This window comes from Methanosarcina siciliae T4/M, assembly GCF_000970085.1.
Classification (GTDB): Archaea; Halobacteriota; Methanosarcinia; order Methanosarcinales; family Methanosarcinaceae; genus Methanosarcina; species Methanosarcina siciliae.
This window is the reverse complement of sequence record NZ_CP009506.1, coordinates 704,434-730,743: the sequence shown is the minus strand read 5'-3', so window position 1 is coordinate 730,743 and position 26,310 is coordinate 704,434. Positions and strand designations below refer to the sequence as shown.

The 26,310-nt window shown below is 46.0% G+C and carries 26 protein-coding genes and 1 other RNA gene; 14 read left to right on the top strand and 13 right to left on the bottom strand.

Annotated elements, in window-relative coordinates; translation table 11 throughout:
* The first annotated feature begins 176 nt into the window (after positions 1-176).
* Positions 177-1,181: a PHP domain-containing protein gene (locus MSSIT_RS03315; RefSeq protein ID WP_187151855.1), complete on the top strand. Its 1,005-nt coding sequence runs from the start codon at positions 177-179 to the stop codon at positions 1,179-1,181.
* A gap of 13 nt (positions 1,182-1,194) precedes the next feature.
* Here the strand turns inward: MSSIT_RS03315 and MSSIT_RS22820 are convergent, their stop codons facing one another.
* Positions 1,195-1,395, bottom strand: coding sequence for a hypothetical protein (locus MSSIT_RS22820; RefSeq protein WP_148704835.1), 201 nt, complete (start codon positions 1,393-1,395; stop codon positions 1,195-1,197).
* Positions 1,396-1,774: 379 nt separating this feature from the next.
* Between MSSIT_RS22820 and MSSIT_RS03305 the strand changes: the two genes are divergently transcribed.
* From MSSIT_RS03305 to MSSIT_RS03280, 5 genes are all read left to right on the top strand, one after another.
* Positions 1,775-3,574, top strand: a complete 1,800-nt coding sequence (locus tag MSSIT_RS03305; protein WP_048169993.1) for an ABC transporter substrate-binding protein — start codon at positions 1,775-1,777, stop codon at positions 3,572-3,574.
* A 253-nt stretch (positions 3,575-3,827) separates the two neighbouring features.
* The gene (locus tag MSSIT_RS03295; RefSeq protein WP_048169987.1) at positions 3,828-4,775 is read left to right on the top strand and encodes an ABC transporter permease; all 948 of its coding nucleotides are present in this window, start codon (positions 3,828-3,830) and stop codon (positions 4,773-4,775) included.
* Positions 4,772-5,743, top strand: coding sequence for an ABC transporter permease (locus MSSIT_RS03290; RefSeq protein ID WP_048169984.1), 972 nt, complete (start codon positions 4,772-4,774; stop codon positions 5,741-5,743). The genes MSSIT_RS03295 and MSSIT_RS03290 overlap by 4 nt, the downstream gene beginning before the upstream one ends.
* Complete coding sequence (locus tag MSSIT_RS03285; RefSeq protein WP_048169982.1) at positions 5,740-6,699, top strand: ABC transporter ATP-binding protein; 960 nt, start codon at positions 5,740-5,742, stop codon at positions 6,697-6,699. Before MSSIT_RS03290 ends, MSSIT_RS03285 begins: the two co-directional genes overlap by 4 nt.
* Positions 6,690-7,379, top strand: a complete 690-nt coding sequence (locus MSSIT_RS03280; protein WP_231590394.1) for an ABC transporter ATP-binding protein — start codon at positions 6,690-6,692, stop codon at positions 7,377-7,379. The genes MSSIT_RS03285 and MSSIT_RS03280 overlap by 10 nt, the downstream gene beginning before the upstream one ends.
* Positions 7,380-7,493: 114 nt before the next feature.
* Here the strand turns inward: MSSIT_RS03280 and MSSIT_RS03275 are convergent, their stop codons facing one another.
* The 4 genes from MSSIT_RS03275 to MSSIT_RS03260 form a co-directional block, all read right to left on the bottom strand.
* On the bottom strand, positions 7,494-8,213 hold the full coding sequence (locus MSSIT_RS03275) for a dihydromethanopterin reductase (acceptor) (RefSeq protein ID WP_048169977.1): 720 nt from the start codon (positions 8,211-8,213) through the stop codon (positions 7,494-7,496).
* Positions 8,214-8,408: 195 nt separating this feature from the next.
* Positions 8,409-9,047 (bottom strand): DUF447 domain-containing protein, encoded by a 639-nt coding sequence (locus MSSIT_RS03270; protein ID WP_048169975.1) that lies wholly within the window; start codon positions 9,045-9,047, stop codon positions 8,409-8,411.
* Positions 9,044-10,084 (bottom strand): triphosphoribosyl-dephospho-CoA synthase, encoded by a 1,041-nt coding sequence (locus tag MSSIT_RS03265; RefSeq protein WP_048169973.1) that lies wholly within the window; start codon positions 10,082-10,084, stop codon positions 9,044-9,046. The genes MSSIT_RS03270 and MSSIT_RS03265 overlap by 4 nt, the downstream gene beginning before the upstream one ends.
* On the bottom strand, positions 10,071-11,210 hold the full coding sequence (locus tag MSSIT_RS03260) for a methanogenesis marker 9 domain-containing protein (RefSeq protein ID WP_048169971.1): 1,140 nt from the start codon (positions 11,208-11,210) through the stop codon (positions 10,071-10,073). The genes MSSIT_RS03265 and MSSIT_RS03260 overlap by 14 nt, the downstream gene beginning before the upstream one ends.
* A 324-nt stretch (positions 11,211-11,534) precedes the next feature.
* On the opposite strand from MSSIT_RS03260, the gene rnpB reads away from it, so the two are divergent.
* Positions 11,535-11,896: RNase P RNA component (rnpB, locus tag MSSIT_RS21515), an RNA gene on the top strand.
* Positions 11,897-11,930: 34 nt separating this feature from the next.
* Here the strand turns inward: rnpB and MSSIT_RS03255 are convergent.
* From MSSIT_RS03255 to hdrE, 6 genes are all read right to left on the bottom strand, one after another.
* Positions 11,931-13,100: a geranylgeranyl reductase family protein gene (locus tag MSSIT_RS03255; protein ID WP_048169969.1), complete on the bottom strand. Its 1,170-nt coding sequence runs from the start codon at positions 13,098-13,100 to the stop codon at positions 11,931-11,933.
* Between the two features lie 238 nt (positions 13,101-13,338).
* The gene (locus MSSIT_RS03250) at positions 13,339-14,463 is read right to left on the bottom strand and encodes a geranylgeranyl reductase family protein (RefSeq protein ID WP_048169967.1); all 1,125 of its coding nucleotides are present in this window, start codon (positions 14,461-14,463) and stop codon (positions 13,339-13,341) included.
* A 175-nt stretch (positions 14,464-14,638) separates the two neighbouring features.
* On the bottom strand, positions 14,639-15,271 hold the full coding sequence (locus tag MSSIT_RS03245; protein ID WP_048169964.1) for a DUF116 domain-containing protein: 633 nt from the start codon (positions 15,269-15,271) through the stop codon (positions 14,639-14,641).
* Positions 15,264-15,899 carry a DUF116 domain-containing protein gene (locus tag MSSIT_RS03240; protein ID WP_048169962.1) on the bottom strand — a complete coding sequence of 212 codons (636 nt, stop codon included), beginning with the start codon at positions 15,897-15,899 and terminating at the stop codon, positions 15,264-15,266. Before MSSIT_RS03240 ends, MSSIT_RS03245 begins: the two co-directional genes overlap by 8 nt.
* Positions 15,900-16,065: 166 nt before the next feature.
* The gene (gene hdrD / locus MSSIT_RS03235; protein ID WP_048169960.1) at positions 16,066-17,322 is read right to left on the bottom strand and encodes a dihydromethanophenazine:CoB--CoM heterodisulfide reductase subunit HdrD; all 1,257 of its coding nucleotides are present in this window, start codon (positions 17,320-17,322) and stop codon (positions 16,066-16,068) included.
* 1 nt (position 17,323) lies between these two features.
* Complete coding sequence (gene hdrE, locus MSSIT_RS03230) at positions 17,324-18,106, bottom strand: dihydromethanophenazine:CoB--CoM heterodisulfide reductase subunit HdrE (RefSeq protein ID WP_048169958.1); 783 nt, start codon at positions 18,104-18,106, stop codon at positions 17,324-17,326.
* 190 nt (positions 18,107-18,296) lie between these two features.
* Between hdrE and MSSIT_RS22810 the strand changes: the two genes are divergently transcribed.
* Positions 18,297-18,485: a hypothetical protein gene (locus MSSIT_RS22810; RefSeq protein ID WP_156158779.1), complete on the top strand. Its 189-nt coding sequence runs from the start codon at positions 18,297-18,299 to the stop codon at positions 18,483-18,485.
* Between the two features lie 250 nt (positions 18,486-18,735).
* On the opposite strand, the gene MSSIT_RS03220 is transcribed toward MSSIT_RS22810, so the two are convergent.
* Both MSSIT_RS03220 and MSSIT_RS03215 read right to left on the bottom strand, forming a co-directional pair.
* Positions 18,736-19,410, bottom strand: coding sequence for a nitrite/sulfite reductase domain-containing protein (locus MSSIT_RS03220; protein WP_048169955.1), 675 nt, complete (start codon positions 19,408-19,410; stop codon positions 18,736-18,738).
* Between the two features lie 683 nt (positions 19,411-20,093).
* Positions 20,094-20,477 carry a ferritin-like domain-containing protein gene (locus MSSIT_RS03215; protein WP_048169953.1) on the bottom strand — a complete coding sequence of 128 codons (384 nt, stop codon included), beginning with the start codon at positions 20,475-20,477 and terminating at the stop codon, positions 20,094-20,096.
* 295 nt (positions 20,478-20,772) lie between these two features.
* Here MSSIT_RS03215 and MSSIT_RS03210 point away from each other — a divergent pair, with 295 nt between their 5' ends.
* The 6 genes from MSSIT_RS03210 to MSSIT_RS03185 all read left to right on the top strand — a co-directional run bounded on the left by MSSIT_RS03210 (position 20,773) and on the right by MSSIT_RS03185 (position 26,172).
* The gene (locus MSSIT_RS03210) at positions 20,773-20,970 is read left to right on the top strand and encodes an ATP-binding protein (RefSeq protein ID WP_048169951.1); all 198 of its coding nucleotides are present in this window, start codon (positions 20,773-20,775) and stop codon (positions 20,968-20,970) included.
* Between the two features lie 37 nt (positions 20,971-21,007).
* Positions 21,008-21,766 (top strand): RNA methyltransferase, encoded by a 759-nt coding sequence (locus tag MSSIT_RS03205; RefSeq protein WP_048169949.1) that lies wholly within the window; start codon positions 21,008-21,010, stop codon positions 21,764-21,766.
* Positions 21,767-21,882: 116 nt separating this feature from the next.
* Positions 21,883-23,988, top strand: coding sequence for a minichromosome maintenance protein MCM (locus MSSIT_RS03200; protein WP_048169947.1), 2,106 nt, complete (start codon positions 21,883-21,885; stop codon positions 23,986-23,988).
* Positions 23,989-24,133: 145 nt separating this feature from the next.
* Entirely contained in the window at positions 24,134-24,424 is a 291-nt protein-coding gene (locus MSSIT_RS03195) for a DUF424 domain-containing protein (RefSeq protein WP_048169944.1), read from the top strand.
* 133 nt (positions 24,425-24,557) lie between these two features.
* Positions 24,558-25,181 carry a hypothetical protein gene (locus MSSIT_RS03190; RefSeq protein ID WP_048174475.1) on the top strand — a complete coding sequence of 208 codons (624 nt, stop codon included), beginning with the start codon at positions 24,558-24,560 and terminating at the stop codon, positions 25,179-25,181.
* 31 nt (positions 25,182-25,212) lie between these two features.
* Positions 25,213-26,172: a coiled-coil protein gene (locus tag MSSIT_RS03185; RefSeq protein WP_048169941.1), complete on the top strand. Its 960-nt coding sequence runs from the start codon at positions 25,213-25,215 to the stop codon at positions 26,170-26,172.
* The last annotated feature ends 138 nt before the right edge of the window (positions 26,173-26,310 follow it).

The window sequence follows — 26,310 nt, the reverse complement described above, 5'->3', positions numbered from 1 at the left end:
GGATACTTTAGCATATTTATAAACATGGTGGTATGAAACACAAAAAATATGGATTGTACGCCAAGAGAAATTCCCGGAAAACCTTAATTTAAAAAAAGGACTATACTATAGTAGGAGAAATATAAAGCCAAAATAAAATAATCCGGAATAAAATTAAAATCTCAGGATTCTACGCCATGGGGGGAAGGCAGAGGAATTACGAGGAAAAGCTGATTGCACCTGAACGGGCAGCCGAGCTTATGGAAGAGGGCTGGAAACGGGCAGACCTGCACGTACATTCTACCTGTTCTTTTGACGTGCTCCCGGCAAAAGATTTGAGCCCCGAGAGCCTCTATGAAAAAGCCCTCGGAATGGGTATGGATTTTGTCACATTTACGGACCATGATACGGTCGATGCATACGATATTCTCGGATGGGACAGAGAACAACTGGTCCCTGGCGTTGAAATGGCCGTTTATGACCCGGAGTTTGCAGGGCACACACTGCACGTGAATGTTTTTGAACTTTGTAGAGAGGACTTTTCAGAACTGACTGAGATTTCAAAAATAGAACATGACCTGAAGGGTTTTATAAGATACCTCAAACGCCATAAACTGCCCTTTATCTACAACCATCCCTTCTGGTTTGAGCTTCACCAGGAACCCGACATCTTTGCAGTGCCTAAACTGGCAAAACTCTTTCCCGTACTTGAATATAACATGCATGAGCTCAAGCAGAAAAACGAGCTTACGATCGCCCTTGCGGAAAAGTTCGGCAAAGGCATCGCTGCAACAACGGACAGCCACTCTGGAGGGATTGGGAAGGTGTATACGCTTGCAAAGGGAGACAGCTTCAGGGAGTATTTCAAAAACATAGAGAGAGGAAAAAGTTACATTGTTCCTGAAGACCTGACAAGGGAAATTCTGATGGAAGAAATGAATACATGGATAGACCTGATATTTGAAAAGAGCCAGAGAACCCGCGATATAAAAAGGTACCTGACAGGAATAAAACCCCTCGATACAATGGTAAGGATCTCGAGGAGCACACTTTTAAACTACTCTCCAAGGCTGAACAGGACAACCATGAGCCTGCTCTACATGATATCAAATACCGGGCTTCCGGCTTCCCTCTATATTCACTCGAAAGAAAACCTTGCACGAAAAATTGAAAAAAAGATTGAGATTAAAGGTCAGAAGTAAAACACATTTTTCCTTAACTGATTTTATCTGATGACCTCTCCTTATTTTTACCTGAAGATTTCTTCTTATCTTTACATGAAGACTCCTCCCTATTTTTATCTGAAGATTTCTTCTTATTTTTACATGAAGACTCCTCCCTATTTTTATCTGAAGATTTATTTTTATCATTGCCTGATGTATTTTTTCTTATTTCCGGGCAGCTTGGAACCCCCAATAAAAAAAGAGACTGCATCTGAATCTGTTTTATTAAATGAACATTAAAAATCAAAAGATTTATATTACAAATTGTTTAGAGTCTTTTACATAAAAAACAAAAATTTAGTATGATTTTTGATTACCTTAGAACTTATTGTTATTAAAAATACAGATAAAATTGAGAAAAATAGCACATAGAGGTTCCCATCGTCATTCCTACTAAAAATTCATGCAAGTATCCGGAATGCAAGAATTACTCAGAATCCACGCAAGGTACTGCCCCACACCTCTTATAGGTTGCGGGGACTGGACACCAATGAGTTTTTCAAAAGAACCGGAACCTTTGTGCTATTTCTGCAACTCAGGAGAAAGAAAATAAAACAGGAAGAGGCAGCAGGATGAAACTGGGGAACCATTTTAAGGAAAAAGAGTTGAACGGATCAGGACTAAACAGAAGATTGAAACAGGGACTGACATTTGCCGTACTCATTTTTATTTTTTGTGTGAACATGTATCCGGCAGGAGCGGCGGACTCTGAGGATTCCGGAGAAAACCTTACGTCTTCGGAAGGCGGAATTTTTGACCGGTTTATCACGTATATAAAAGCCCTGTTTGGAGGAGAAGAAGAATTGCAGGATCCTGAAGAGGTCTCCGAAGCAAAAGCCGCGGAAATGCAGCAGTCAGCAGCTTCCGAAGGAACGGTCCTGAAAATCGCAACTCCAAACGTAATAAAATCCGCATCATTCATCGGGGACTCAAACCTGGGGGTTTTCACCCATCTCTCAAACCCTCCCCTCATGAAAATGGACTCTGAAGGGCACATTGCAGGCCAGCTTGCTGAGAGCTACGAGGCCTCGGAAAATAACACGTGCTGGACCTTTTACCTGAAAGATAACCTCTACTGGAGTGACGGAGAACCGGTAACCCCGGAAGACATTGAGTTTTCGATCCGCTACTACGGGAAAGAGACTCCCTGGGCCAGCTGGATCAATGATACCCTGGAAAGTTCGTCCGTATCGGAAGCAAACAATTCCGTTACCTTCAAATTCAACAAGCCTTACACCCGTATTAACCTGGAGTTTGCAACCTACAATATTCTTCCTGCCCATGTGTGGGAAACAATAGAAAACCCGATGGAATACACAAACAACGGCCCATATGTGGGCTGCGGGCCTTACTATCTCAAGCTGATAGACCTTAATGCCGGAAAACTCGTTTTTGAGAAAAACCCTTACTGGAAGGGGAAAGTCCCGGAAGCTGAAACCGTGGAAATCCATTATTACTCAAACGTGGACGTTGCCACCCTTGCCCTCAAAAACGGGGAGGCTGACACATACTACAAATACGCAGGGTCATACCCATACTCCGGGATTGAGCAGCTTGAAGAAACAGGAGATTTTGAGTTTCTGGAAACGACAGGTATCGGACTTATCTTCCTTGCCCCGAACCTGGAAAAAGCTCCTTTTTCGGACCTGGAATTCAGGGAAGCTCTTGCCTATGCCATAAATTATGAAGAAATCGTCAGGCTTGAAACCCTGGGGTACGGGGAAGTCCCTAACCGTGGCTTTGTGCCCCCTGCAATGGAAAATTTCAAGGAAACCGAAAAACTTGAGTATGACCCGGAAAAAGCCAGAGAGCTCCTGGAAGAAGCAGGATATTCGGACAGCAACGGGGACGGAATCCTGGAAGGGAAAGACGGGGAAAACATCGAGATTGAAATCCTTATCCGGCCGGATTACGCCCGCACCGGAGAGCTCCTTAAAGAATACTTTGAAAATGTAAGCCTTGGCGCCGACCTGAGGACTGCGGATTCGGATACCTGGGTTACCCTGAAAGACAATTATGAATATGACCTGACCGTTACTCGTTCCACTCCCTGGGGCATGCTCATGCACGCAAGCTGGGGAAGCGGCTATTTCGATTCAAGGAGATCGGGCCAGGGAGTAATGCATAATCTGGACGACCCCGAGTATCTGGAACTCTGCGACAATATCCTTGCAACCACAGACTCTGCAGAGCTTCAGGCTTATGCGTACGAACTCCAGGATTATTATGCAGAGAACCTGCCTGCAATTCCTCTCTACTGGAACACCGTGCTCACCCCCTATAACAGGCACTTTGAGGGCTGGTATACTGACCCCCTATACGGGATTTACAACCTGGATAACTTTGTAAATGTAAGAAGAACGGAGGCATAAAAAAGTAGAGGGATCAGAAAAAGGGCATGAGGAAAAGAAAAAGCAGAAAAAGAGCATAAAGGGAAAGAAAAAGCAGAAAAAGAGCATAAAGGAAAGGAAAATTCAGAAAAAGGAAAAAAGGACTTGAAGAGTCAGGAAAAAGAGGAACGAAAGAAGAAAAGGATAAGGAAAAGGAGGAAATCGAAGGAGAGAAGGACCGGGAAAAGGAGGAATAAAGGAACAGAAGAAGCAGAAAAATGGGAAAATAATGACAATGCAAGGAATAACAAGAAAAATAATCCGATATTTAGCTTCGTTCGTGCTCATAACCATCATCAATTTTACCCTCCCGAGGATGATGCCCGGAGATCCGGTAAAAAACCTCATAGGGGAAGATGTTTATGTGCCCGAAGACGTGATGGAAGAGCTCAGGACAGAACTGGGGCTGAACAGACCTCTCCATGAGCAATTCACGTCTTTCCTTTCGGATCTCCTGCACCTTGACCTGGGATACTCCTACCACCTCCATGCTCCTGTTGCAGAGATCCTCCTGGGCAGGATGGGCTGGACCCTGCTTTTTGTGGGGATATCAGTGCTTATCGGAGCCTTCCTGGGGAGTCTGCTGGGAGCTCTTGCCGGCTGGAAACCGGAAAGAAAAATGAGCCGTTTTACCGGTTTTGCTTTTGTCATTTTCTCCTGTACACCGCCTTATTTTCTTGCTCTCCTGTCCCTCTATCTCTTTTCTTTCAAGCTGGGGCTCTTTCCCTCAAAAGGATTCTATGATGCGCCGGAAATAGGAAGTGTGCTGCACCATCTCTTTTTGCCTGTCTGTGTAATGTCAGTATTTTCAGCGTCCAGGAATTTTCTGGTCATGCGCGGAAGCGTGATCCAGGAAAAAAAGCAGCTCTATGCTTTGTATGCCAGAGCAAAGGGCCTTCACAATACCGGCATACTTTTCAGGCATGTGATAAAAAATGCCTCACTCCCGGTCATTACCCTCCTTGCCCTGGATTTCGGATTTCTCTTCAGCGGAGCCCTCTTCATAGAAATCATCTTCTCTTTAAACGGTATGGGAACCCTCATCTACGATGCAATAATGGGAAAAGATTATCCCCTGCTCCAGGGGGCTTTTCTGGTAATTGCCCTTACGGCCCTGTTTGCAAATATGCTTGCTGACCTGCTCTATACCTTAATTGACCCCAGAGTAAGGAGGCCTGCATGAACCCGGAAACCGCCCATATTGAAGGGACTTCCATCAAAGAAAACCGTGCTGAAGGCCATTCCGAAAAACAGCTGGTACGTCCTGAAACTCCCGGTTTAAGCATTCCGGGCAGAGGAGCGTTCCGGAGTATCCAAAAAAGGGAAGGGGTTCTCGGAAAATTCAATAGGGGAGGCATTTTTCTCCTTGCTTTTTTCCTGTTTATGGCGCTGTTTCCTTCCCTTCTTGCCCCCTATGCCCCGGATGAGCGTTTCACACCTTACGAAGAGCCTTCAAGAGAGCACTTCCTCGGGACAAACGACATAGGAAACGACATCCTCTCCGAACTTGTATACGGAGCCAGGATCTCAATGACTGTGGGCTTTGCGGCAGCCCTGATCTCCACCTTTATAGGGACTACAATTGGCCTCTGTGCAGGATACTTCAGGGGAGCTCTGGATGAGCTGCTGATGGGTTTTACCGACGTTGTCCTCATTATCCCGAAGATCCCTTTAATCATAGTCCTGGGCGCATTCCTGAGGCCGAGCATCTGGGTACTTGTCCCTGTCCTGGGATTCCTTTCCTGGGAGTCAACTGCAAGGGTCACACGCTCGAAAACCCTGCAGCTAAGAGAAGCAGGCTACGTTAAAAGTGCTCGATGCATGGGTTTTTCCTCCAGCCATATCATGACATCGGACATTTTCCCAAACATAGTCCACATCCTGCTGCCCAAATTCATGCTGGCTACGGCTTCGGCAATGATTTCCGAAGCCTCCCTCTCTTTTCTGGGACTCAGCGACATAAGTATGAAAAGCTGGGGGAGCATGCTTTCTTTTGCCTTTTTCCGGGGAGGTTTTATAAGGGACATGTGGTGGTGGTATTTGCCGCCCGGAATCTGCATCACCCTCTGCGTAATGGCTATCGCACTGATAGGGTTCGGGCTTGAAACAGAAGAAGAGAAATACTCGGGAGAAGGAGCGGATGCGGCATGAAGGCGAAGAACGAAGCCGTGAAAACATTGCTTGAGGTAAAGGATCTCGAAGTCTCTTTCCAGGGAGTAAAAACGGTCACAGCCCTTTCAGGGGTTTCCTTTTCGATTGAAGAAAGCGAAACCCTGGCTCTTGTGGGAGAAACAGGCTGCGGGAAATCCGTAGTCGCACACGCAATTATGCGCCTCCTGCCCCCTGAGTCCAGAGTAAAAGGAACTGTAGAATTCGGGGGAAGATCCCTCCTTGAACTGAACGAAAAAGAGATGGCAAAGATAAGGGAAGAAGAAATTGCCATTATTTTCCAGAACCCTTCCCTGGCTCTTAACCCTGTATATTCCATAGGGCACCAGCTCGCAGAACCTCTGAGGGTACACCGGAAGGAAAAGAAAAAAGAAGCATTCTTAAAAGTCGCAAAAGCCCTGAAAAAATCGGGTTTTGCAAACACGGCAGAGTGCATTCGCTATTATCCCGGATGGTGTTCGGGAGGAATGAACCAGCGTTTTTTGATTGCAGCTTCAACCATACTTGATCCTGCCCTTCTGATAGCAGATGAGCCCAGCAAGGGGCTTGATAGGAAATGCGTAACTGAACTGGAAACCGAACTTACGAAGTTGAAAAGGGAAAAGAAGACTGCCCTGCTCCTCATAAGCCATGACCTTGGCTTCGTACGAAGGCTTGCCGACCGGATCGCCGTAATGTATGCAGGTGAAATTGTGGAGATTTCCGACCCCTCAAGCCTTTTTGAAAGCCCCCTGCACCCCTACACCCGGGGGCTCCTTAACAGCCTGCCTGAAAAAGGCTTTGTTCCCATACCGGGTTTTTCCCCGCCTCTCAGCTCCCCTCCTGCAGGCTGCAAATTTCACCCACGATGTCCCTTAAGGGAAAAAAGATGCAGTGAGAGCCGGCCTGAACTTAAGGAAACAGGCAGAAGGGCTGTGAGGTGTTTTTTATGTCCCTGAGAGCAGCCAGCCTCTCAAAAAGTTACGGAGCTAGCCTGCTGAGCCCGGGAAAGTGTATTTTCCGGGAGATTTCCCTTGAAATAAGTCCGGGCAAAACTTTCGGGCTTATGGGCCCGTCCGGGGAAGGGAAAAGCACATTGGGGAGGACCGTTGCCGGGCTTGAGAAGCCAACAGCAGGCATCGTATATTACAAAGGCTCTCCCCTTTCCGGAATGAAAAAAACAGAGTATATAGCCTTCCGCCGCAAAGTCCAGATAATGTTTCAGGACCCAACGGACGCTTTCAATCCCGGGAAAAAAATAGAACACTCGGTTTCTGAAGTCCTTACTCTTCTGAGAGTCCCTAAATCCAAACATGTCCGAAAAACAGAAGAGCTGCTTATGACCGTGGGCCTCCCGGAAGAAGTGCTTACCCGCTACCCGTCCCAGCTCTCGGGAGGGCAGCTCCAGCGTCTTGCCCTTGGCAGGATTCTCCTGCTCGACCCGGAATATATTGTCCTTGACGAACCGACCTCTGCCCTGGACGTCTCGGTGCAGGCCCAGATCCTCCACATGCTTAAAGAGGTGCAGGCTGAAAGAAAAATAGGATACCTCCTTATCTCCCATGATGAGGCTGTGATTCGTTTTATGTCCGACAGCTATGGAGAGCTTGAAAGCGGAAAACTGAAGATAATTGATTAACGGCAAGAGAAAAACAAAAGATTTCACAGGTAGATGCGGGAGAAAGGAAGAAAGGAAAAGAAAACGGAAAAAAAGAAAGGAAAAGAAAAAAGAAAACGGGCTGAAATCCTGGATTTAAAATAGTTCCAGAATGGCTTCCGGACTTTCAAGCACGGTGATCCCCTGTAGTCCTTTTACAATCTCAACATTGCGCATGTCCACGTCCCTGACAAGGACTTCAACAGGCCCGCCCTTGATGGCGTTATAAGGGCACAGTTCCTTGCAGATCCCGCAGCCTTTGCATTTGAGGAGATCGATCTGGTCTGTAAAACCGTTTTTCTCAGTGATTGCCCCGTGAGGACAGTTTTCCCGCGGGGGGCAGGTTTCACAGTGCCTGCACTGTTTCCGGTCAATATTATAGGGCATTTCCGATATGATCGAGCCTTCGATATCCACGGGCACAACATAAACAGGAACCTTTCCCTTAACAGCCTGGGCAACGGCATTGGTTATAAGGGAATCGGCAATCCCGTAGGCGATTTTCGAGACTGTGTTTGAGGTTGCAGGCGTAACGAAGAGGGCATCGTACCTTTCAAGGAGAAAGCGCCCGACCTTGGGGGAACTTGAGCCCTGTTCGCTTTCCCGGAAGATCTCCTCAAGGTAGTCTCCTCCCGAGATTTTCACAAGCTTCTGCTCAAGCCCGTACATCCTGAGCACCTCTTCGGCTGCCCTGGAAATATACGTGTTTACGGAAAGTTCGGGGTCTCTTTGTTTGAGTTCCTTAAAGACCTGGTAACTGCGGTCCAGGAAATGCCCTGCTCCTGTAATACCCCATGCAATGCTCTTAAAACTCATGAAAAGAACTCATGCAGGAGGAGGATAATATAATTATCTAAAAAAGGTAACATGGAACAGAGAAAGGTAACTTAAAACAGAGTTAGATAATTACAACAGAGAGCTTAAAATTACAACAGAGAACCGAACCGAAAAAAATCAAAACTGGTATGAATTAGAAAGAAAACCCAAAAGGATCCGGAATTAGAAAGAAAATCAAATCCCCAGCACTTCATAAAGCAGCTTCATCGCCTTCTTTTCCCCATCGCCCCCGCATTTTGAAGCAAGGGTTTCATAGTGCCGGATCCATTCAAGGTATTTTTCATCCCCTGAAAGCTGATAGCGGGTTGCATGGACCGTGGCCTCAAGGACGGCATTGAATCCCCTATTGGGCACGGGGAGGTTTTTTCTGTGCTCTTCGTTAAAGCCCGCCTTTACAGGTACAAGCTCGGCAATAAGAGTCTGGTCTGTGTTCTTTACATTAACGCACTCGAAAATAACCCAGGCAACAGCTTCTTTGAGGACCGGGAACTCGAGACCGCCTGCAGGCACATATTCAAACTCGGAGGGCTCAAGGTCGAAGAAAGTCGAGCGTACAAAGAGCAGGGGGTCGTAAACAACGTTTGAAACAAGATACATCTCTTTAGCCACATTTGTCCAGGTGTGGCTGCCTTTGAAGAGCCTGACAAAAGGCTTTCCGCTCTTTGTGATGATACCTATGGGAGCAGCATTCGGGTTTTCAAAACCTGTACTTACTATTACTTCCGAGATCCCCTCCCGGATCCCAAAAGCCGAGAGGTTGATAGCATGATCTGACTTTTCAAATTCCCTGCAATCCGAAGAAAAAACGGTCAAAAGCGCAAGCCTCCGAGAAGGGCAATAAAAAGCCCTGCAATAATGATATCTGCCGTAGAACCCGGATTAATCTTTTTTTCCAGAAGCTCGGAGTCAAATTCCTGTACAGCAGGAAGGATTAAAGCAAAGTCCCTTGCTGTTTTCCCCGAAGCTTCCCAGCCTGAAAGAAGTTTGCCTGCCCTGGCAGAGACGTAATCTGCAGTTTCGGGGTCGAACTTGGTCTGGATGAAGGTGTCCCTGTGCCTGGAGAGCATTTTCAGGAAAGTATACACCACAGCCTCGTTGATTCCTGTGCCGGAACAGGTGGAAACCGAACCCCCGGTTAAAGCTTCGGCTTCACAGTTTCTCGCCTGCATGAACTCAAGGATGCTTTCCGCACCCTCCAGGCAGCGCCCGAAACCTGAAGTCCACTCGTTTGCGATCAGGTCATACCCTCTGGAAATTTCCATGAGGTCGTAAAGGGTAATGTTCTGTTCCCTGAGATCGGCAGTTGCTCCGGGATCTTCAAGGTCGAATTCGTCCACGCTGTTTACCCTGACTTCTGCATGCCCGAAAGCCCGGTAGAACTCAACAGCATCTTCACAGCTCGTTGCACGGGCAAAAATATGGGCGCGGGAAGCAAGGTTTTCAAAATACCCCGACTCGAGCCGGAAATCGGCTTTCCCGGTGGAGGAGGCTTCCCGGGAGATTTCACCTGCAGCCATTGCCAGAGGGATCAGGAGTAAGAAAGCTCCGAAATGGGTATTTCCTCCCCGCTGCCAGGCGAAACTTTCGTAAACCGCCTTCCTGAGAAGTGTACCTATCCCGTCTCTGCTCCTTGCAGCAAGTTCCAGGACAGGATAGACAGCAACCGAGGAAGCTACAAAATGCTCAAAACAGGTATCAGGATAATTGTGTTCTCTATCAACATTCCCCGGCTTTGGGGAAGCTGAGACCTCAAGCAGCATTGCAAGCTGAGCACAGCGTGCAATAAGGCTCGAGGCCCCTTCGGCCCATTCAGGGATATGGGAGGAAAAAGCAGTGTCAACGTGATTCATTTACCGGAATCCTGGCATGGTCAAGGATGTATTGTGCCAGCTGCTCCTTAAGCTTCATGTACTCTGCATCGGAGAGGTCAAGTGTGTTCAGGACACCATCCCTGATCCAGCAGGGCTTTGTAATTTTACAGCACCAGACAAGGCTGCCGAAACAGGTATCTTCCCCGTACTCCAGCAGTGTACCCCTGGCAAATTCCATCTTTGTCCGGGCAAATTCTTCTGCAGTATATCCCAGCTTTTTGAATTTCTCGTGCACAGGGCAGGGCTTTACGGGGAGGCAGCAGAAAGCCAGCGCTCTGAAGTCCCCTTCACTGCAAACGTGCTTGGGAGCATTGTACCAGCCTATAGATTTCTGATACGAAGTGACACTTTCGACCAGCTGTGAAATCAGCCCGGGGTTTTCCATCGTTCCCCTTGCAACCGAAACCATATCGGCTCCCCGGGAAAACATATCTTTTGCCATGGAAAAATCGGTAACCGAGTTGTTGCCTATAAGGAAAAGCCTCGTGGCATCCCTATAATTTACAATCGCATCAAGGTCGGCTCCGAAACCTTCGAGCATGGAATCCACATGGATGATATCTGCCCCGGCTTTATCAATAAGCCTGGCAAGTTCGACATCATTCACTACATTTGCCCTTACCTTTACGGAAAGCACGACTCCGGTTTCCTTTATTGCTTTTATCCAGGCAGAAAGCCTTGGAAGGTCCCGCAGAAGGGCTTCTCCTATGCCTGCCTCAAGCATTTCGGGCTGCTTGCAGTGGGCGTTTAATTCAAGGATTGCCCCTTCTTCCTTTACTATTTTTGCAGCTTCGATTAAGGGCTCAAGGGTGGTGCTTCTGACGTTTACCGCAACAGCACTGCCCGAGTTTACGGCCCGGATTTCCTTTTTTATAAGCTCCATAGGTTCATCGGAGATGAACTCTTTTCTACCTCTGGCTACGAGCTTGGATGCGACTTCAATAGATCCTTCATCAAGATTGAAGGCTCCAAGCACTACCAGCCCGGCATCACCTGCATACTGGTTGGCAAAAGTACTGTCGACAATTCCTGCCATTGGCGCCAGCGCTATGGGATTTCTAAAACGGACATATCCAATATGCAAATCAAATAGACAATCACTCATGTTTTACCTCTAAAAATAAGCCTGGAAACTGAACACAAAAATGATAGTTATAGTCACATATTAAGCTAACGAATCTTTTGCAGCTTAAGAGAATCTTCTTTCAGAGAATTTCCGGAAATGGAAAATCCATTACAGTTTCTTGATTACAATACATATATATTAATATTTAGGCATATCCCCGGCACGCAAAAGTTATAACCAGTACACGGAAGGAATCCACCTATCAGGAAGCTCTGGCCGGGGAGGATCCTGATACAGAGAATATCGCCCAATAAATATATATACCACCAAAAAATATATAGAACCAGTTAATCAGCAAGATGCGAGAGAGGCTGGGCGGCTGCCGGACCTGCTGGTCTGAGGAAAGTCTCCCCACCGCTCCGGACACACGAACATCTGTAAAGGATGTCGGGCGAGAGCCCGGGCCCTGGCACAGAAACGAAAACCATCCCCTGGAAATGCGATGATGCCATAAGCTGAGGTCACAGGGAGAGTGGATGAAACGGCGAATCCTCGTGGGTGCAAGTTGGAAATCGGGAAAGTACGAGCAGTCTGGACTCATCCCGATTGTTTTTGGTAACGCTTAGCCGAATGCCGTCGATGCAAGAGTCCCCAGGGACCGTTCCTCCCACTGATAGGTGGCAGGAATATTTGCATGAACAGAAGGGAGCTTACACGCCTCACTCGCATACAAACTCCATATCATACAAACTCACTATGTTACTGATTCTTCCCTGCCATGGACATAATTCTGGAAGCAGGTTCAGCCAGACTGAAATTGAGCAATAACCACCGGACATAGTCTTTATGGCTTCTATTTATTACAACTTCATCCAGATATTTGTCCAGGATTTCCTCCCTGCTGAGAGCAAGTTTAAAAGAGGTCTCGGGGAAACGGTGCATGACCTTTTCCAGCTTAAGGGAACTTACAAGAAAATTCCCGAATTCCTGTCCGCATCTGGATTCATACTCTTTAAGGTCGCTCAATTTCCGGTTATAAAGCACAAGATCCGCTACTATCTCCGCTGCAAGCTGCCCTGACCGGATGGCATATGAAATCCCTTCCCCTATGAAGGCATCCACGAAACCTGCGGCATCTCCACTCAGAAGAATTCTCGAACTCACGGTTTTTCGTTTTATCCCCCCCACGGGTATAATATGGGAACAGACCTGAAATTTCCCGGAAAAGCCGTTTGCCTGCAAAAAATTCTGCATTACCTTTTTAGGATGCTTCAGATGTTCGGCTGTCCCCACGACTCCCACGGAATAGTACCCTGCATGAGGGAAAATCCAGCCGTACCCTCCGGGTGCAACCCCGAAATGAATATCAAGTACATCTGGGAACCTCGTCCGTATCACCTCATCCCCTTCAGGGATTTCCGAAACAAGAGCAAGGTCGTATTCTGTTCTCCGGGCTCTCTGCGGTCTTACATTATATTTAAGTATACCTTGGGAACCTTCCGCGATGAGGACAAACTTTGTAAGGTAACTATTCTCCGAAGTCCGAACTTCAACCCATTCTTCCTCTTCTTCACAATCCAGTACTTTTTCTCCGCAGTGCACTTCAATTCCCGTCTCCCGGGCTTTATCAAGCAGAAGATTGTCAAAGGCATTTCTGGAAACCAGCAGAGCTAACCTGTAATCTCTTTGCCTTTCAAGACAGAGCTCCCTGAAATGAACCCTTACCTTTGAAATATCCCTCTCAACCACAGACTCGGGAAGTTCAAAATCAAGGGAGGAAAGGGCATACGGAGATAGAGCCCCTCCGCAGGGCTTATACCTCGGAAAATTTTCTTTCTCGAGCAGGAGGGTTGAGATTCCTGCATATCCAGCTACCCTTCCAGCAGAAGCTCCGGAAGGTCCACCCCCTACTATAATCAGATCATACATTTTAAGGACCCCTATTTATGATAAGAGGCTTGCCGTGAACAGACAGCCTCAAATGAATGCTTTACCCCAAAAGTAGATTGATGCTCGAATAATAAAAAGGTAGAGGAAAAAAGAGAATCAAAGAAGACCGGATAAAACCCCGGAGGGCTGTTGAAGATTCCGGCTTATTTTAGAAAGACACTGATTTCATGTGCGTTTTTTAGGCATGACTTGATTATTTTAAAAATCCCTCCTTTGATTACCTGAGTTTAAAATTCAAGAGGGACCAGCGGAGATAATCCTTATAATTAATCTTGAAATCCGCAACGTCAAGGTATTTATCAATCATTTTTTCGCTTGAGGTGAAGATCTTAAACGTCTTATCAGGGAAATGGTGCATTATCCTTGAAAACATAAGGGAATACTTAAGATGGGTTCCAAACTCAGCCTGACAGAGGTTCTCATACTTTTTCAGATCCTTAATTTTTCCATCGCACTGGCAAATTCCGGCAATCACTTCAGCAGCAAACTGACCCGAACTTATGGCATAGGCAAGACCTTCACCTGAAAAAGAGTCTACAAATCCTGCAGCATCCCCGCTCAAGAGAACCCTCGAACCTGCAACTCTGCGTTTAAGCCCTCCCCATGGAATCTTATGCCCGTGCAGTTTACAGTTTTCTGAAAAACCGGTGAATTTCAGGAACTCAAGCATAGCCTCTCTGGGATGGGGAAGGGCTTTAACAACCCCCCCGATTCCAACGGAATAATAAGTCCTGTGGGGAAAAACCCAGCCGTAACCACCGTCTGCAACCCCGAAATGCAGTTCAATGGCTTTTCCCAGACGCTCTTCTATTTCTTTTTCATCCGCAGGGATTTCGGTGACCACGCAGACTCCGTATTCCTCCTTAGTATCCACAGGCCGCACACAGGTTTTGATAATACCATGTGCCCCCTCAGCAACAATTGCAAACTTTGCCCTGTATGTGCTCCTGTTAGTCTCGATTTCGACATATTCGGGCATTTCCCTGCAATGAAGAACCTTTTCGCCGGTATGGACTTCAATCCCGGTTTCCTTTGCCTTTTCAAGTAGGAGATTATCAAACATGCACCGGGAGACAATCACCGATAAACAATAATCTTTATGTGCCTCGATAAGCTGATTTTTGAAAAAGACCTTTGCTCCTGTTACCTCCCACTCGATAATATCCTGAGGCAGCTCAAAGTCAAGGTAAGAAATCGCATGTTTCGAGAGCCCTCCTCCGCAAGGTTTGTACCTGGGGAATTCTTCTTTTTCAAGCAACAGTGTATTGAGGCCAAGTTTTCCTGCCCTTCTTCCGGCCGAGGCTCCGGAAGGACCACCACCTATGATTATTACGTCATACATGAAAGTAACACCTTCAAAAGTGTCCTGAAATAATCCGGACTTCACTTATATTCGATCAAGAGCTAATTTAAAGTGTTGATATTAATTCAAAATTACGATTGAATAAAGAAAAAGAGAAGAAGTGGGAAAAGAGTAAAAAAATGAGACAAATCGGCAGAAAATATTGATACTTACTTCAAACCGAGGGAAAACTTTTAAAATCTTCAAAAACACCAAGCACATTCTGGTAATCCACTACGGTCCCGAAACATCCATCGTTTTCCATGGGAACTCCATAGGTAGTCACTTTTTTGCCTTTGAGAGCCCTCATGACTTTGTTGATTTCATAGTCGCAGGCAATTAGAAGAACCCCGTCTGCAGCTTCCATTTTAAGGATATTCTTCACATATGATGAGCCTGTGAGGATAAACACCTTATACCCGTATTTTTCAGCATCCTTTTTTAACTGGGTAAAGACACATTTTCCGCAGGACTTGCACTGGATTCCTGTCTGGGTAGAGTGGGCAGGGCAGTCGAGGCTGCGCATGCAATGGGGAACCAGGATGATCCTTTTTTTCGTTTTTGCAAAAGCAGATTTATGAGCCCGGTTTTTTAGAGATGCCATCCACTTGTCCAGAACACGAGTATCCGAAAACTTGAGAAAGATCTGTCTAAGAGGCAGATAAAAGAAGTCGAGTACATCTGCAAAAAAACCTGCAAGATAGACACTGCGTGTAAGGCTCCACCGGCTGACAAGCAGAGCTATCCCTGAAAGGATAAAGGACACCAGCATTGAGATAAAAAGAACACGCCCGATAAGGTTATACATTGCACATCTCCATTTTATGGATTATTCCCTCTACATTTGCTTCCGTATTGAAGCAGCCATCCTTGAGGAGAAGAACCCCCTGGACAGGGACAAATGAAACAGCCTGCATGTTCTCAGAAAGTTCGTTATAACAGGCAACCCCCAGACAGGCCCCTGGCCTGTATTCTTTGAAAATCTTTTTAACAAAACTCCCCCCCGGAACGACGAAAACTTTAAAATTGCACCTGTCAGCAGCGTCGCAGAGTTTTGCAATATCGCAAAGCCCGCATCGCTTGCACTCATAACCATAAACAGGATCACACCTAGCCTTACAACTGGGATGGCGCAGACATTGCGGGAGAAGCAAAATTCTTCCCTCCTTTACATTAATGAAATCATCATACATAACAGCATTCCGGACATCAATCAGTATATCATCAACAAGGGTGTCCCTTATCCGGAAAACTCTGCAGATCCATTTTGCAGGAGAATAGAAAAGATACAATGTGAATAATACGAAGTCCGGAAAAATGATTCTGTGCTTTTTAAACGAATAAGCCCCTATCAGAAGGGCAAGCCCGGTGCCCAAAAGAGCCAGAAGCAGCATAAAGATGAAGATTTTTCCAAGAAATTCGTAGGGAATCTGCATATGAAAGGGGAAGAAAGTATCGGTATTTAAACCTTGCTATAAGACAGTAAAATACGGTATAGGAAAAAAGAGAAGTGAAAAAAGCTGGAAAACCAGCTTTCATTCTTTTTCGGATTACTCTACGCGGGGCCCAAAAAAGAAAAAAGGAAAAATTAACCCAGCGGGTTTATTCTCCTATAACCTCAAGTCCAAGAGCTTCTGCTACAAGGACGATAATGTCCTCGACTTCAAGCTTCTCTGCTCCGGGAGTGTTCTTATCCTTAAGGGAAGCTGTTCCATCCTGGAGATTTCTCTTACAGAACGGGCAGGCACTTGAGAGAATGTCTGCATTGGTTGCAAGAGCATCTTCTACACGGGACTCTGCAACTCCGAGCGCAAGGTCCGGAATACCTGCTTTCACACCGCCACCGGCTCCACAGCAGCGCTGGAATTCTTTAACTCTACCCATTTCAACGAATTTGACACCAGGGATATGTTCAAGCACATACCTGGGGGCATCGTATACGCCTACGTGGCGACCAAGGTGGCAGGGGTCGTGGTAGGTCACAGTCTTGTCAATGGACTTTTCCCACTTAATTTTGTCTTTCTTAATAAGGTCTGCCAGGAACTCGGTGATATGAACCACTTCGAAAGGAAGTTCTTCCCCGATCTGCCTTGGCCAATCTACTTTTGATGCACGGAAGCAACCGGCACAGGCATAAAGGACTTTTGTTGCACCTTTAGCTTTAATGGCTTCCACATTGTGCGCTGCAACCCTGCGGGCAATGTCTTCTATATGTGCCTGTCCGGTCCTGATCATAGCTGAACCGCAGCACCATTCTTCTTCCCCGAGCATAGTGAATTCTATGCCCAGTTTGTTAAGGACGCGGGCTGTTGCAACAGCCAGCTTGGTCTGCCTGAGTTCAGCAGTACAGCCACCGAAATAGAGAATATTTGCTTTCTCTGCGATCTTGACGTCGTCAGGAATCCATTTCAGACGGTCTTCAGGAGCTGCCAGGTAGGGGTTGTTGTACTGGTTGACCAGTTTGGGGAACATGCTCTGTTTCCCGTAAGGTCCGATTCCCTGCTTTACAAGGTTTGCACGGAGGGCTTCCCAGAGTTCCACAGTATTGATCCCGGACTCACAGACAGTTCCACAAATGCCGCAGGTTGTACAGCCGTGCACATCGTCTTTGAATTCTTCAAGTTCGGACTGGGGGATTTCCGTCGGGCCAAAGATTTTTGCTTTAAGCCCGTAGGATTTGTTCATGTACTGCCTCCAGCGCAGGATTTTGTCCCTGGGTGCTAACCCGGGCTTCTGGCCGGAAGCTGCATACGTTGGACACCATTTTACACATTCACCACAGCGGGTACAGGAGTCGAGCTCCATGAGCTGGACTCCTGTAAGGTTTTTGGTGTCAATAGATGGAGCTTTTTTTGCCATTTTATTCTCCTCCCTTGTTTGCAAGGATTGCAAGCGGGGTGGCGATTACGTGTATGTACTTGCTATACGGGATGTATGCGATACAGAAGAACAGGGAAATAACGGAGTGGAAGAGAGCTGCCGGTGGTGCTGTGGCAGGATCAAGTCCAAAGCCCCAGATAATTCCGGTCCTGATACCATCGGCGACAAACCCGGAAATAGTGACTAAAAAGACTCCTCCGATAAGGATCCAGTCATACATGATGGAAGCTTCCCTTACATCCGAGACAACAATTCTCCTGACTAATGCAATGAGGACTCCGATAAGCAGGATGTATCCAAAGATATAGTTCGGGATGGCGAGGAAATCCCTGAATTCGGCGGGGGTAAACGGGAGTTCGATTCCGAATTTTTCGATCATTTCGACTGCGAACATGAGCCCGGAAAGGGCAAACAGAGACATCCAGCCTGCAAAAATCGTGAAGTGCATGAACCAGCGAAGAGGGCTCCTCTTAAGGATTCTTCTCTGGAACAAAATGTCGAGGATTAGAATCTCCAGGATAGGCTTTCCGTGTCCGTGGTGAGATTCCTCTACTACCTGTTCCCACCAGGTCTTTAAAAATCTGATCGCGCTTCCCTTACTTCCTGCCTGAGGCTCAAGGGCATAGCCTGTCACCCCTGCTCCCCATTTCTGGAAGTTAAGGATCATACCGTATAAGAAAACCACAATGGCTATTGTGCTAAGTATCATTATCTGGACAAACGTCAGTCGGAGTGCATCCGTGAGCCCAGAGAAATATGCCATCTCACTGCTAATAGTTTATTCCTCCTATATATGGGTAAAAACTGAGAACTGATACTGCTAAAGAAGTATCGTTAATACTACAGAATATCAATAACAGTAAAGACAGAGCAGGAACCGTAGCAACTGTCTGTATAAGGTTTGAATAGTCTGTTAGTCTTTGTATCTATTATATTTAAACATTATCTTTAACATGCAATCCATCGAAAAGCTCGCAAGAGACGCGAAAACAGGGGAAAAATTTAAGAAGTCTGGCAGGGTGAGAAAAAGAAAATCCGGGAGAAAGAAGGAAAATTATAATAAGGGAATTATAAAGTTCCGTTCTGAAATTATTCCTGCTGAAAATGGAAAAAAGGACTTCAAGAAGAAAGAAAATTGCTGAAAAAGAAAAAAGGACTCGAAAAAACAGAGTAATTAGGATCGAGAAAATGCAATAAATAGCGGTTGAAAAAATCTGGGAAAAGGGAAATCCAGATGAGATTTCCATAAATACCTGGAAGTCCCTTTTGCTCTGAAAAATATCCAGTATTATTTTGCTTAACTCTTATCAACTTAGATGTAGATCTGTTTACAGCCCGACCTGTTTACAGCCTGATCTGTTTACAGCCCGACCTGTTTACAGCCTGATCTGTTTACAGCCCGACCTCTTCTTTGAATTTCTCAAGCCCGATTTCGTCTATAACTTTTCCGAGCCTTTTAGGCTTCCCGTAGCCTTTGTAAAAATTAATTATCTTTTCAACAAGGTCCAGCACCTGCTCCTCGGAAAGGCCCTTCGCCACTAAATCCCCAAGTCTCGGACTCGGCCCTGCACTTCCTCCAACAGTCAGATTATAGCCTTTTGCCGTCCCCATGATACCTAAGTCCTTTATGCTCGTTTCGGAACAGGAATTCGGACAACCCGAAACAGCCATTTTGAATTTGGAGGGAAGCTGCATTCCATGGTATTTTTTGTCGAGCTTCAGGCCAAGTCCGACTGAATCCTGTTTTCCCCTCTTACAAAACGTAGTCCCTGGGCAGATTTTTATACTCCGGACACAGAGGCCGATGGCAGCTCCCGGACTCATGCCCAGTTCACCCCAGGCTGCATCCAGGTCTTCTTCCTTGAGGCCTACAATCGCAATCCTCTGGGCCGATGTAACTTTCAGAGCTGCAGCCCCATATTTTTCTGAAATGTCTGCAATCTTTCTCAGGGTCTCCGGATATATGATCCCACCGGGGATGTGGGGAGCAATTGCATAGGTTTCTCCATCTCTTTGCAGGATTGCAGCCTTCTCAGGAAGGTCGCCTTTAACATATTCTTTTGTCATATTTTTACACTCTCCAGATGATAGTTTCAAGTTTGTTTCAGGATCTAATTCTCACTTATCCGGAGCCTGATGTCCGGACATCAGAGCAAAAACTAAGCTTAATGAACAGTAAAGTTCCCGAACAATAGCTTTGCTCCATACAGAAACGGATATGGAAACCTGTTTTAACTCCAGGAAATTAGACCCCCTTCATAACCATAGAACCTCGATAATCCGGCACCCTTCCGGATTAGAGAGATCGAACTTCTGGACCCGTAAAAGAGAGGACCAGACCAGATAATATATTGCTCGAAACAATATAAATTCTATGTGCCGCAAAGACCTGTTTAATGGAGTGAATTCAATTTTCGGAGCAAATGCGCAGCTGGCTCCGGATTAATCAGTTGAATCGACCTTGGAAACCTCATTAAAAATCACAGAGAAATACAAACACCTCCGCCAGCTTGTCTGGCAGCCTGCAAAAAAGAAGATAAAACAAAAAAAGATTTGTCGGTTCCGTAGGTCACTTTTAGATGTCAGTTTCTTACAGGCGCCACCAGTCGTTTTTACTTGATGGCTTTTAGCTCTTTTCTACGCTCTCTTTTTTGTCTTTTGGGAAAAAACGCTTTCCTGCGTCTAGCGGGAAAGGACAGGTTTAGGATAATGAATATGGTTGTACGGATCAGTAGATCCGTTAATAGTTTTTACTGCTGCTTTTTTATCCTTTCCAGAAAGCCCTTGAGCCCTGCTTTGTGCCTGGCTTCATCAAGGGACGCCCTCTCGAAGAAAAGAGCAGCTCTGGTATTGCCTTCTTTCCGGGCAAGTACTGCAGCTTCGGCTTTTTCGACCTCGGCTTTGCTTTCCCCTTCAAGCATCATCTCAAGGTTTTCAATTGTTGTGCCTTTCACAAGCCCCAGAATTTCAGCAACTTCGGTGGCATGCCAGGCTTCGTCCATTGCAATCTGACGGAGATAAACTGCAACATCTGCAAGCCCCTCCTGTTCAGCAACTTTGGACATTGCCAGGTACCATCCAACCTCGGTAGTCTCTCCTCTAAAGGTATCTTTCAGAATCATGTCAAGATCCATTTAATCACCATTTATCCTTAAAATAGCCTTATTTATAAATTAAACGCATGAAAGGCTTTTGAATCTAAGCTTTCTTCCCTGTTCTGGCAGATATAACTCACCGGGAGTATTTTATCCCTGAAAATTCAAGAAAAGGAGATATAAGCAAGAAAAATGAGCAGGAGATATAAACAGGGGTTCTGTGCAATACTTAAAGTTTAAAAAGATTCCAACTGGCAAAGAATAAAAATAAAAAGATAATAATAAATGAAAAATCCAGTATGATAAACTATATAATAAATGGAAAATAGCCAGTATGAAAATCTATATTGATGAAGAGAAATGTACAGGCTGTGGAAAATGCAAAGCTGCTTGTCCTAAAGGGCCTAGGATTTACTCTATAGAGAAAAAAGACGGGAGAAAAGTCTGTGTCTTGAAAGACCCCTCCTACTGTCTGGGCTGCAGAATGTGTGTTACTGTCTGTATGGAAGATGCAATCACCCTTGAAAACTGATTTTAAGTAATAAAAAATGCATTAGGGATTGAGAAATTTGTCACTTGAGATTCGCGTAGTGCTTGTAGAACCCATGTATCAGGGAAATGTGGGATCGGTTGCAAGAGCAATGAAAAACTTCGGATATTCGGACCTGGTTCTGGTAAATCCCTGTGAACTTGAGGGACAGGCAAGAGCAATGGCTTCCCACGCAAGGGACGTGCTCGAAGGGGCAAGAATTACCTCAACCCTTGAAGAAGCCGTGCAAGGGGCGGACCTGCTCGTCGGGACAACAGGAGTCTCAAGCCTGAAGGCAGGAGAACATATCCGTCTCCCCCTTTATCCGGCAAGGGAATTCAAAGAAAAAATCAAAGAATACAGCGGCACTATTGCAGTCCTCTTCGGGCGTGAAGACAACGGCTTTAGCAATGACGAACTTAAAAGTTTTGACATGCTCATTACGGTCCCGACCTCCGAGATCTACCCGATTATGAACCTATCTCATGCGGTTTCAATTGTGCTGTACGAGCTTTCGGAACTTGATGGAGGAAACAACCCGCTTGCAGAAGGCTTTGACCTGCAGCTCCTGTACGGGCACCTGGACGAATTACTTGAGGAAATAGACTACCCGGTTCACAAAAAAGACAAGACTTCCCTGATGCTGAGGAGGATATTCGGAAGGGCCGGGTTGACCCCGAGAGAGGTCCAGACCCTGAGGGGGATAATCCGGAAAACAGAGAGAAAAATGGGATTTTCAGTAGAAGCCGAAAACCTGCAAAAAATCGAAGATTCGGAAAGTACAGAAAAGTTCATATGATAATAAACCTGTTTTACATCAGAATTTATTGTACGTTTTTTAACTCTTTTTGGGGTCACTTTTAACCGGATCACAAATGAAAATTTTACATAAACCCAAATATTTTTGAGAATGCCATGACCGAAACAGAAAGCAAGTGGGGCGAGAAGCTAAAAAAGTTCTTTAAAGACTATTACTGGAATGAAATCCTCCAGCTTGCAAACGAATATCCTGACCAGCGAAGCCTTGAGGTGGATTTCACCGATATGGAAAAGTTTGACAGGGAGCTTTCTAAGGAGTTGCTTGAGCACCCCGGGGAGCTTATATTTGCAGCAGAAGCCGCCCTGAAAGAAATTGACCTGCCTGTAGAAAAGAGCCTTGAGCAGGCACATGTGAGAGTCATAAAAATCCCTAACAGGATCCCTATCAGGGAACTGAGAAGCAAACACCTCTCCCGCTTTGTTGCAATCGAAGGCATGATCAGGAAAGCCACGGAGGTCAGGCCAAGGATTACTAAAGCCGCCTTCCAGTGCTTAAGGTGCGGGCACCTTACCATTGTCGAGCAGAACAGTTTCAAATTCGAAGAGCCCTTTGCAGGCTGTGAAGAGGAAACCTGCGGAAAAAAAGGGCCTTTTAAGGTTTCAATTGAAGATTCCACCTTTATCGACGCTCAAAAACTCCAGATCCAGGAGTCCCCGGAAAACCTGAAAGGGGGGTCGCAGCCGCAGAGCCTGGAAGTGGATACCGAAGACGACCTCACAGGAAATATCACTCCCGGAGACCGCGTTATAATTAACGGAATCCTGAAGTCAAGGCAGCGAGCCCTCAAAGACGGAAAATCCACTTTTTACGACCTGGTGCTGGAAGCAAATTCCATCGAACGCCTGGACAAAGATTTTGACGAACTTGAAATAACTCCCGAAGACGAGGAACAGATCCTTGAACTTTCCCGCGACCCGGCAATCTATGAAAAAATTATAGGGTCCATTGCCCCCTCGATCTACGGATATGAAGATATCAAAGAAGCCCTTGCCCTCCAGCTCTTTTCAGGAGTTGTGAAGAACCTTCCTGACGGAGCGAGGATCAGAGGCGACATCCATATGATGCTTGTAGGTGACCCCGGTATTGCAAAAAGTCAGCTGCTGCGTTATGTGGTTAAGCTTTCCCCAAGAGGGGTCTTTGCTTCAGGGCGAAGCGCATCTGCAAGCGGTTTGACCGCAGCTGCCGTAAAGGACGACATGAATGACGGCCGGTGGACTATAGAAGGCGGAGCCCTTGTGATGGCTGACATGGGAATTGCTGCAGTTGACGAAATGGACAAGATGAAGACAGAGGACAAAAGTGCCCTGCACGAAGCAATGGAACAGCAAACCATAAGCGTAGCCAAAGCCGGGATAATTGCAACCCTGAAGTCTCGATGTGCTCTCCTGGGAGCTGCAAACCCCAAGTATGGCCGTTTTGACAGGTATGAAGGGCTTGCAGAGCAGATCAGCATGCCTCCGGCCCTGCTTTCCCGCTTCGACCTTATCTTCGTTTTGCTCGACACCCCGAACCATGCCCTGGACAGCAGGATTGCAAACCATATCCTTCAGTCGCATTATGCGGGGGAACTCTCCGAACAGAGGTTGAAGCTTCCGGGTTCCAAGGTCACGGAAGATTTTGTTGATGCGGAACTGGAAGTTATCGAGCCTGTAATCCAGGCAGAAGTTATGCGGAAGTACGTCGCATACGCACGAAAAAATGTGTATCCTGTGATGGAAGAAGATGCAAGGCAGCACCTTATCGATTTCTATACAGGCCTCAGGAAAAGCGGAGAAGGCAAGAATACACCCGTACCCGTGACTGCAAGGCAGCTTGAGGCTCTTGTCCGCCTCTCGGAAGCCAGTGCAAGAATCCGCCTGAGCAACGTGGTCACCCTGGAAGATGCAAAACGGACTATAAGAATTACCATGAACTGCCTTAAAAACGTAGGTGTCGATCCGGAAACCGGAGCCCTCGATGCAGACATCCTTGCTTCGGGCACAAGCATGAGCCAGAGAAATAAAATAAAACTCCTCAAAGACATAATAAAAAAGGTCTGTGAGAAACACCCTGGCGGAAAAGCCCCTCTTGAAGAAGTTTACGCAGAGGCGGAAAACGAAAACGGGATAGACAGAGGACATGCCGAAGAATATATAAAGAAAATGAAGCAGAGAGGGGACATTCTTTCTCCGGACCAGAACCATATCAGGCTAATTAATTGATTCAAAAAACGGCAGATATTACAAACCTGAGAGAAGTGTCCGATACCAGAAATTTCCAAAGGCAAGAGCCGCCTACCCATAAACAAAATAATGATGGTTAAGCTGTAAATACTAAAAGGGCAAATAGTATTTAAAAAGGGAAAATATGTATCTAAAAATCTATAAAAATGGAGGGCACGTGCTTATTGCAGCCTGTGATAAGGAAGTGCTCGGAAAAAACCTGAAACATGGTAACACCGTCGTAGAGATCAACAGGGCTTTCTACGGAGAGGAGCTTGCCTCAGAAGAAGAGCTTCAGAAGGCTCTGGAAGAAGCTACGACTGCAAATCTCTTCGGGGAAAAAACAATTAAATGCGCCATAAAGTGCGGATTTATCGATCCTGACTCCGTAATTATGATCGACTGCGTACCACATGCCCAGGTATTCAGAGTTTGAAAAACCCTATAATGCTGAATTGTATTAACGGCTAGTGGTATATGGCAATTCCCGGCTTAAGTTTCCGGGCCGGCTTTCCGGAGCCGGGTAAAAATAAAAGATATAATAAATAAAATTGCAAAATCGTGATACTGTGAGCGGAAATATAGAAGAAGCCGGGGTCAGAATGCTGACAGAAGGAGAACTGATTTCCGGGGTTGTGGAAAAACACAGAAGATTTCTGGAAGAATACCGAAAGGAGTTTGAAGAACTGGACAGCAAGATGGACCAGTTTGAAGAAGAAGCAAAAAATGCCAGAATCTCCAGAACCCGGATGGCGGAGCGAAAAGAGGTACTGAAGGAAAAACGCCAGCAATACTACCATCAGGTAGAAGGCCTGCTCGAAAAGGAGCTCTTTCCGGAGCTGGACCCGATAACTATCGATAAAATAATGGAAGATATTAAAAAACTCAAAGGACAGATCGAACCCGAAGAGGAACAGAAACTTATAGACTCTTTTATGGAACACCTGCAGGAACGCACCAGGGAAAAGGGAAGCGGAGAAAATCTTATCCAGCAAACCGGAGCCAGAGCGGAAGAAGCCAGGAACTCGAATCTGGAGTTAAAAGAGATAATAGAGTCTGAAAAACAACTTGAAGAGGATGACGGAAGCAAGAACAGTGAAATTTCCAAAAGCAAACCCCAGCACAAATGGCTCAGCAGCAAAATAAAAAGCCACGAAGAAGCCTTGAGTTACTGGGAAAAACAAAAGGTATAACAATTTTCGGAAAACACGTGGGTGGTAGGACATGAACAACGACGTTTCAACAGCAGAAACTGCAACGGCTGACCTTTCAAACCTTAATGAACGGGAGCTCAAGGTCAAGGTAAACGAGCTCAGGAGCAGGATAGAAAAAAGCGAAAGGCAATTGGCTTCGATATTTAAGGAACTGAAAATAAACAGGACCGATATCAACGAATTGAAAGAAAAGAGAGATGCTCTGAACCAGCAGGTAAAGGAAAGGGTTGCGAAAGCACAGTCACTTAGAGACCAGCGGGACGAGATTAATAAGCAAATTGGCGAGTACAAGGAAAAAAGAAGCGACGTAAATTCCAAAACTCAGGAGCTTTTTTCAGGAATTGCGGACCTCAAGGAACAGCGTGACGAGTGCAACAAACGCTCTCACGGAAGTGTAGAATCCCTCTCAAGAGCATATGAAGCTGAACTGGACGCTTTTTTAAATAAGGACCTCCCCCTTGCAGTGGAAATCAAGATACTCCAGAAATTAAATGACCTGAGCCAGCGCCTTGAAGCTGCAAAGAAGGCAAACGAGCTGCATGCACAGATTCAGGAGAGCTATAAAGAATCCAAGGGAATTCATAAAGAAGGGGACGAGTTCCACGAAAAAATTCAGAAACTTTCGGACGAATCTCAGGCGTGCCACCTGGAAATGCTCGAAAACTTCAAAGCGGCAGACGAAATCCGAAAAGAAGCAAATATGTACCATGCTCAACTTACGGACAAAATTGCCAACATAAATTCCATTAAAGAAAAAATAGATCCCCTCAAGAAAAATATCGCAGACAGCCGAAAAGAGCTCTCTTCATACCTTGATAGGCTTAAAGATCTTCAACTAACGAAAGATGAACACAAAGTAAGCCAGAAGCACAGTGATGCCCGCGAAAAGCTGCAAAAAAATGCCCGTCTCAGCCTGGAAGACCTCAAGCTCCTAATAGAGAAAGGCGATGTAAAGTTCTCAAACGACTGAGAAGGCAGAAGCAAGAGAATAATAAATCAGCTGCAGAAAACCGGGATTTAAAAAACCTATCTCCGATTCACCTATTATCTGGGAACTCAGTTCAAAACTTCAGTTCCCATTATTAAAAACCAGCTTCTGTTTAGACAG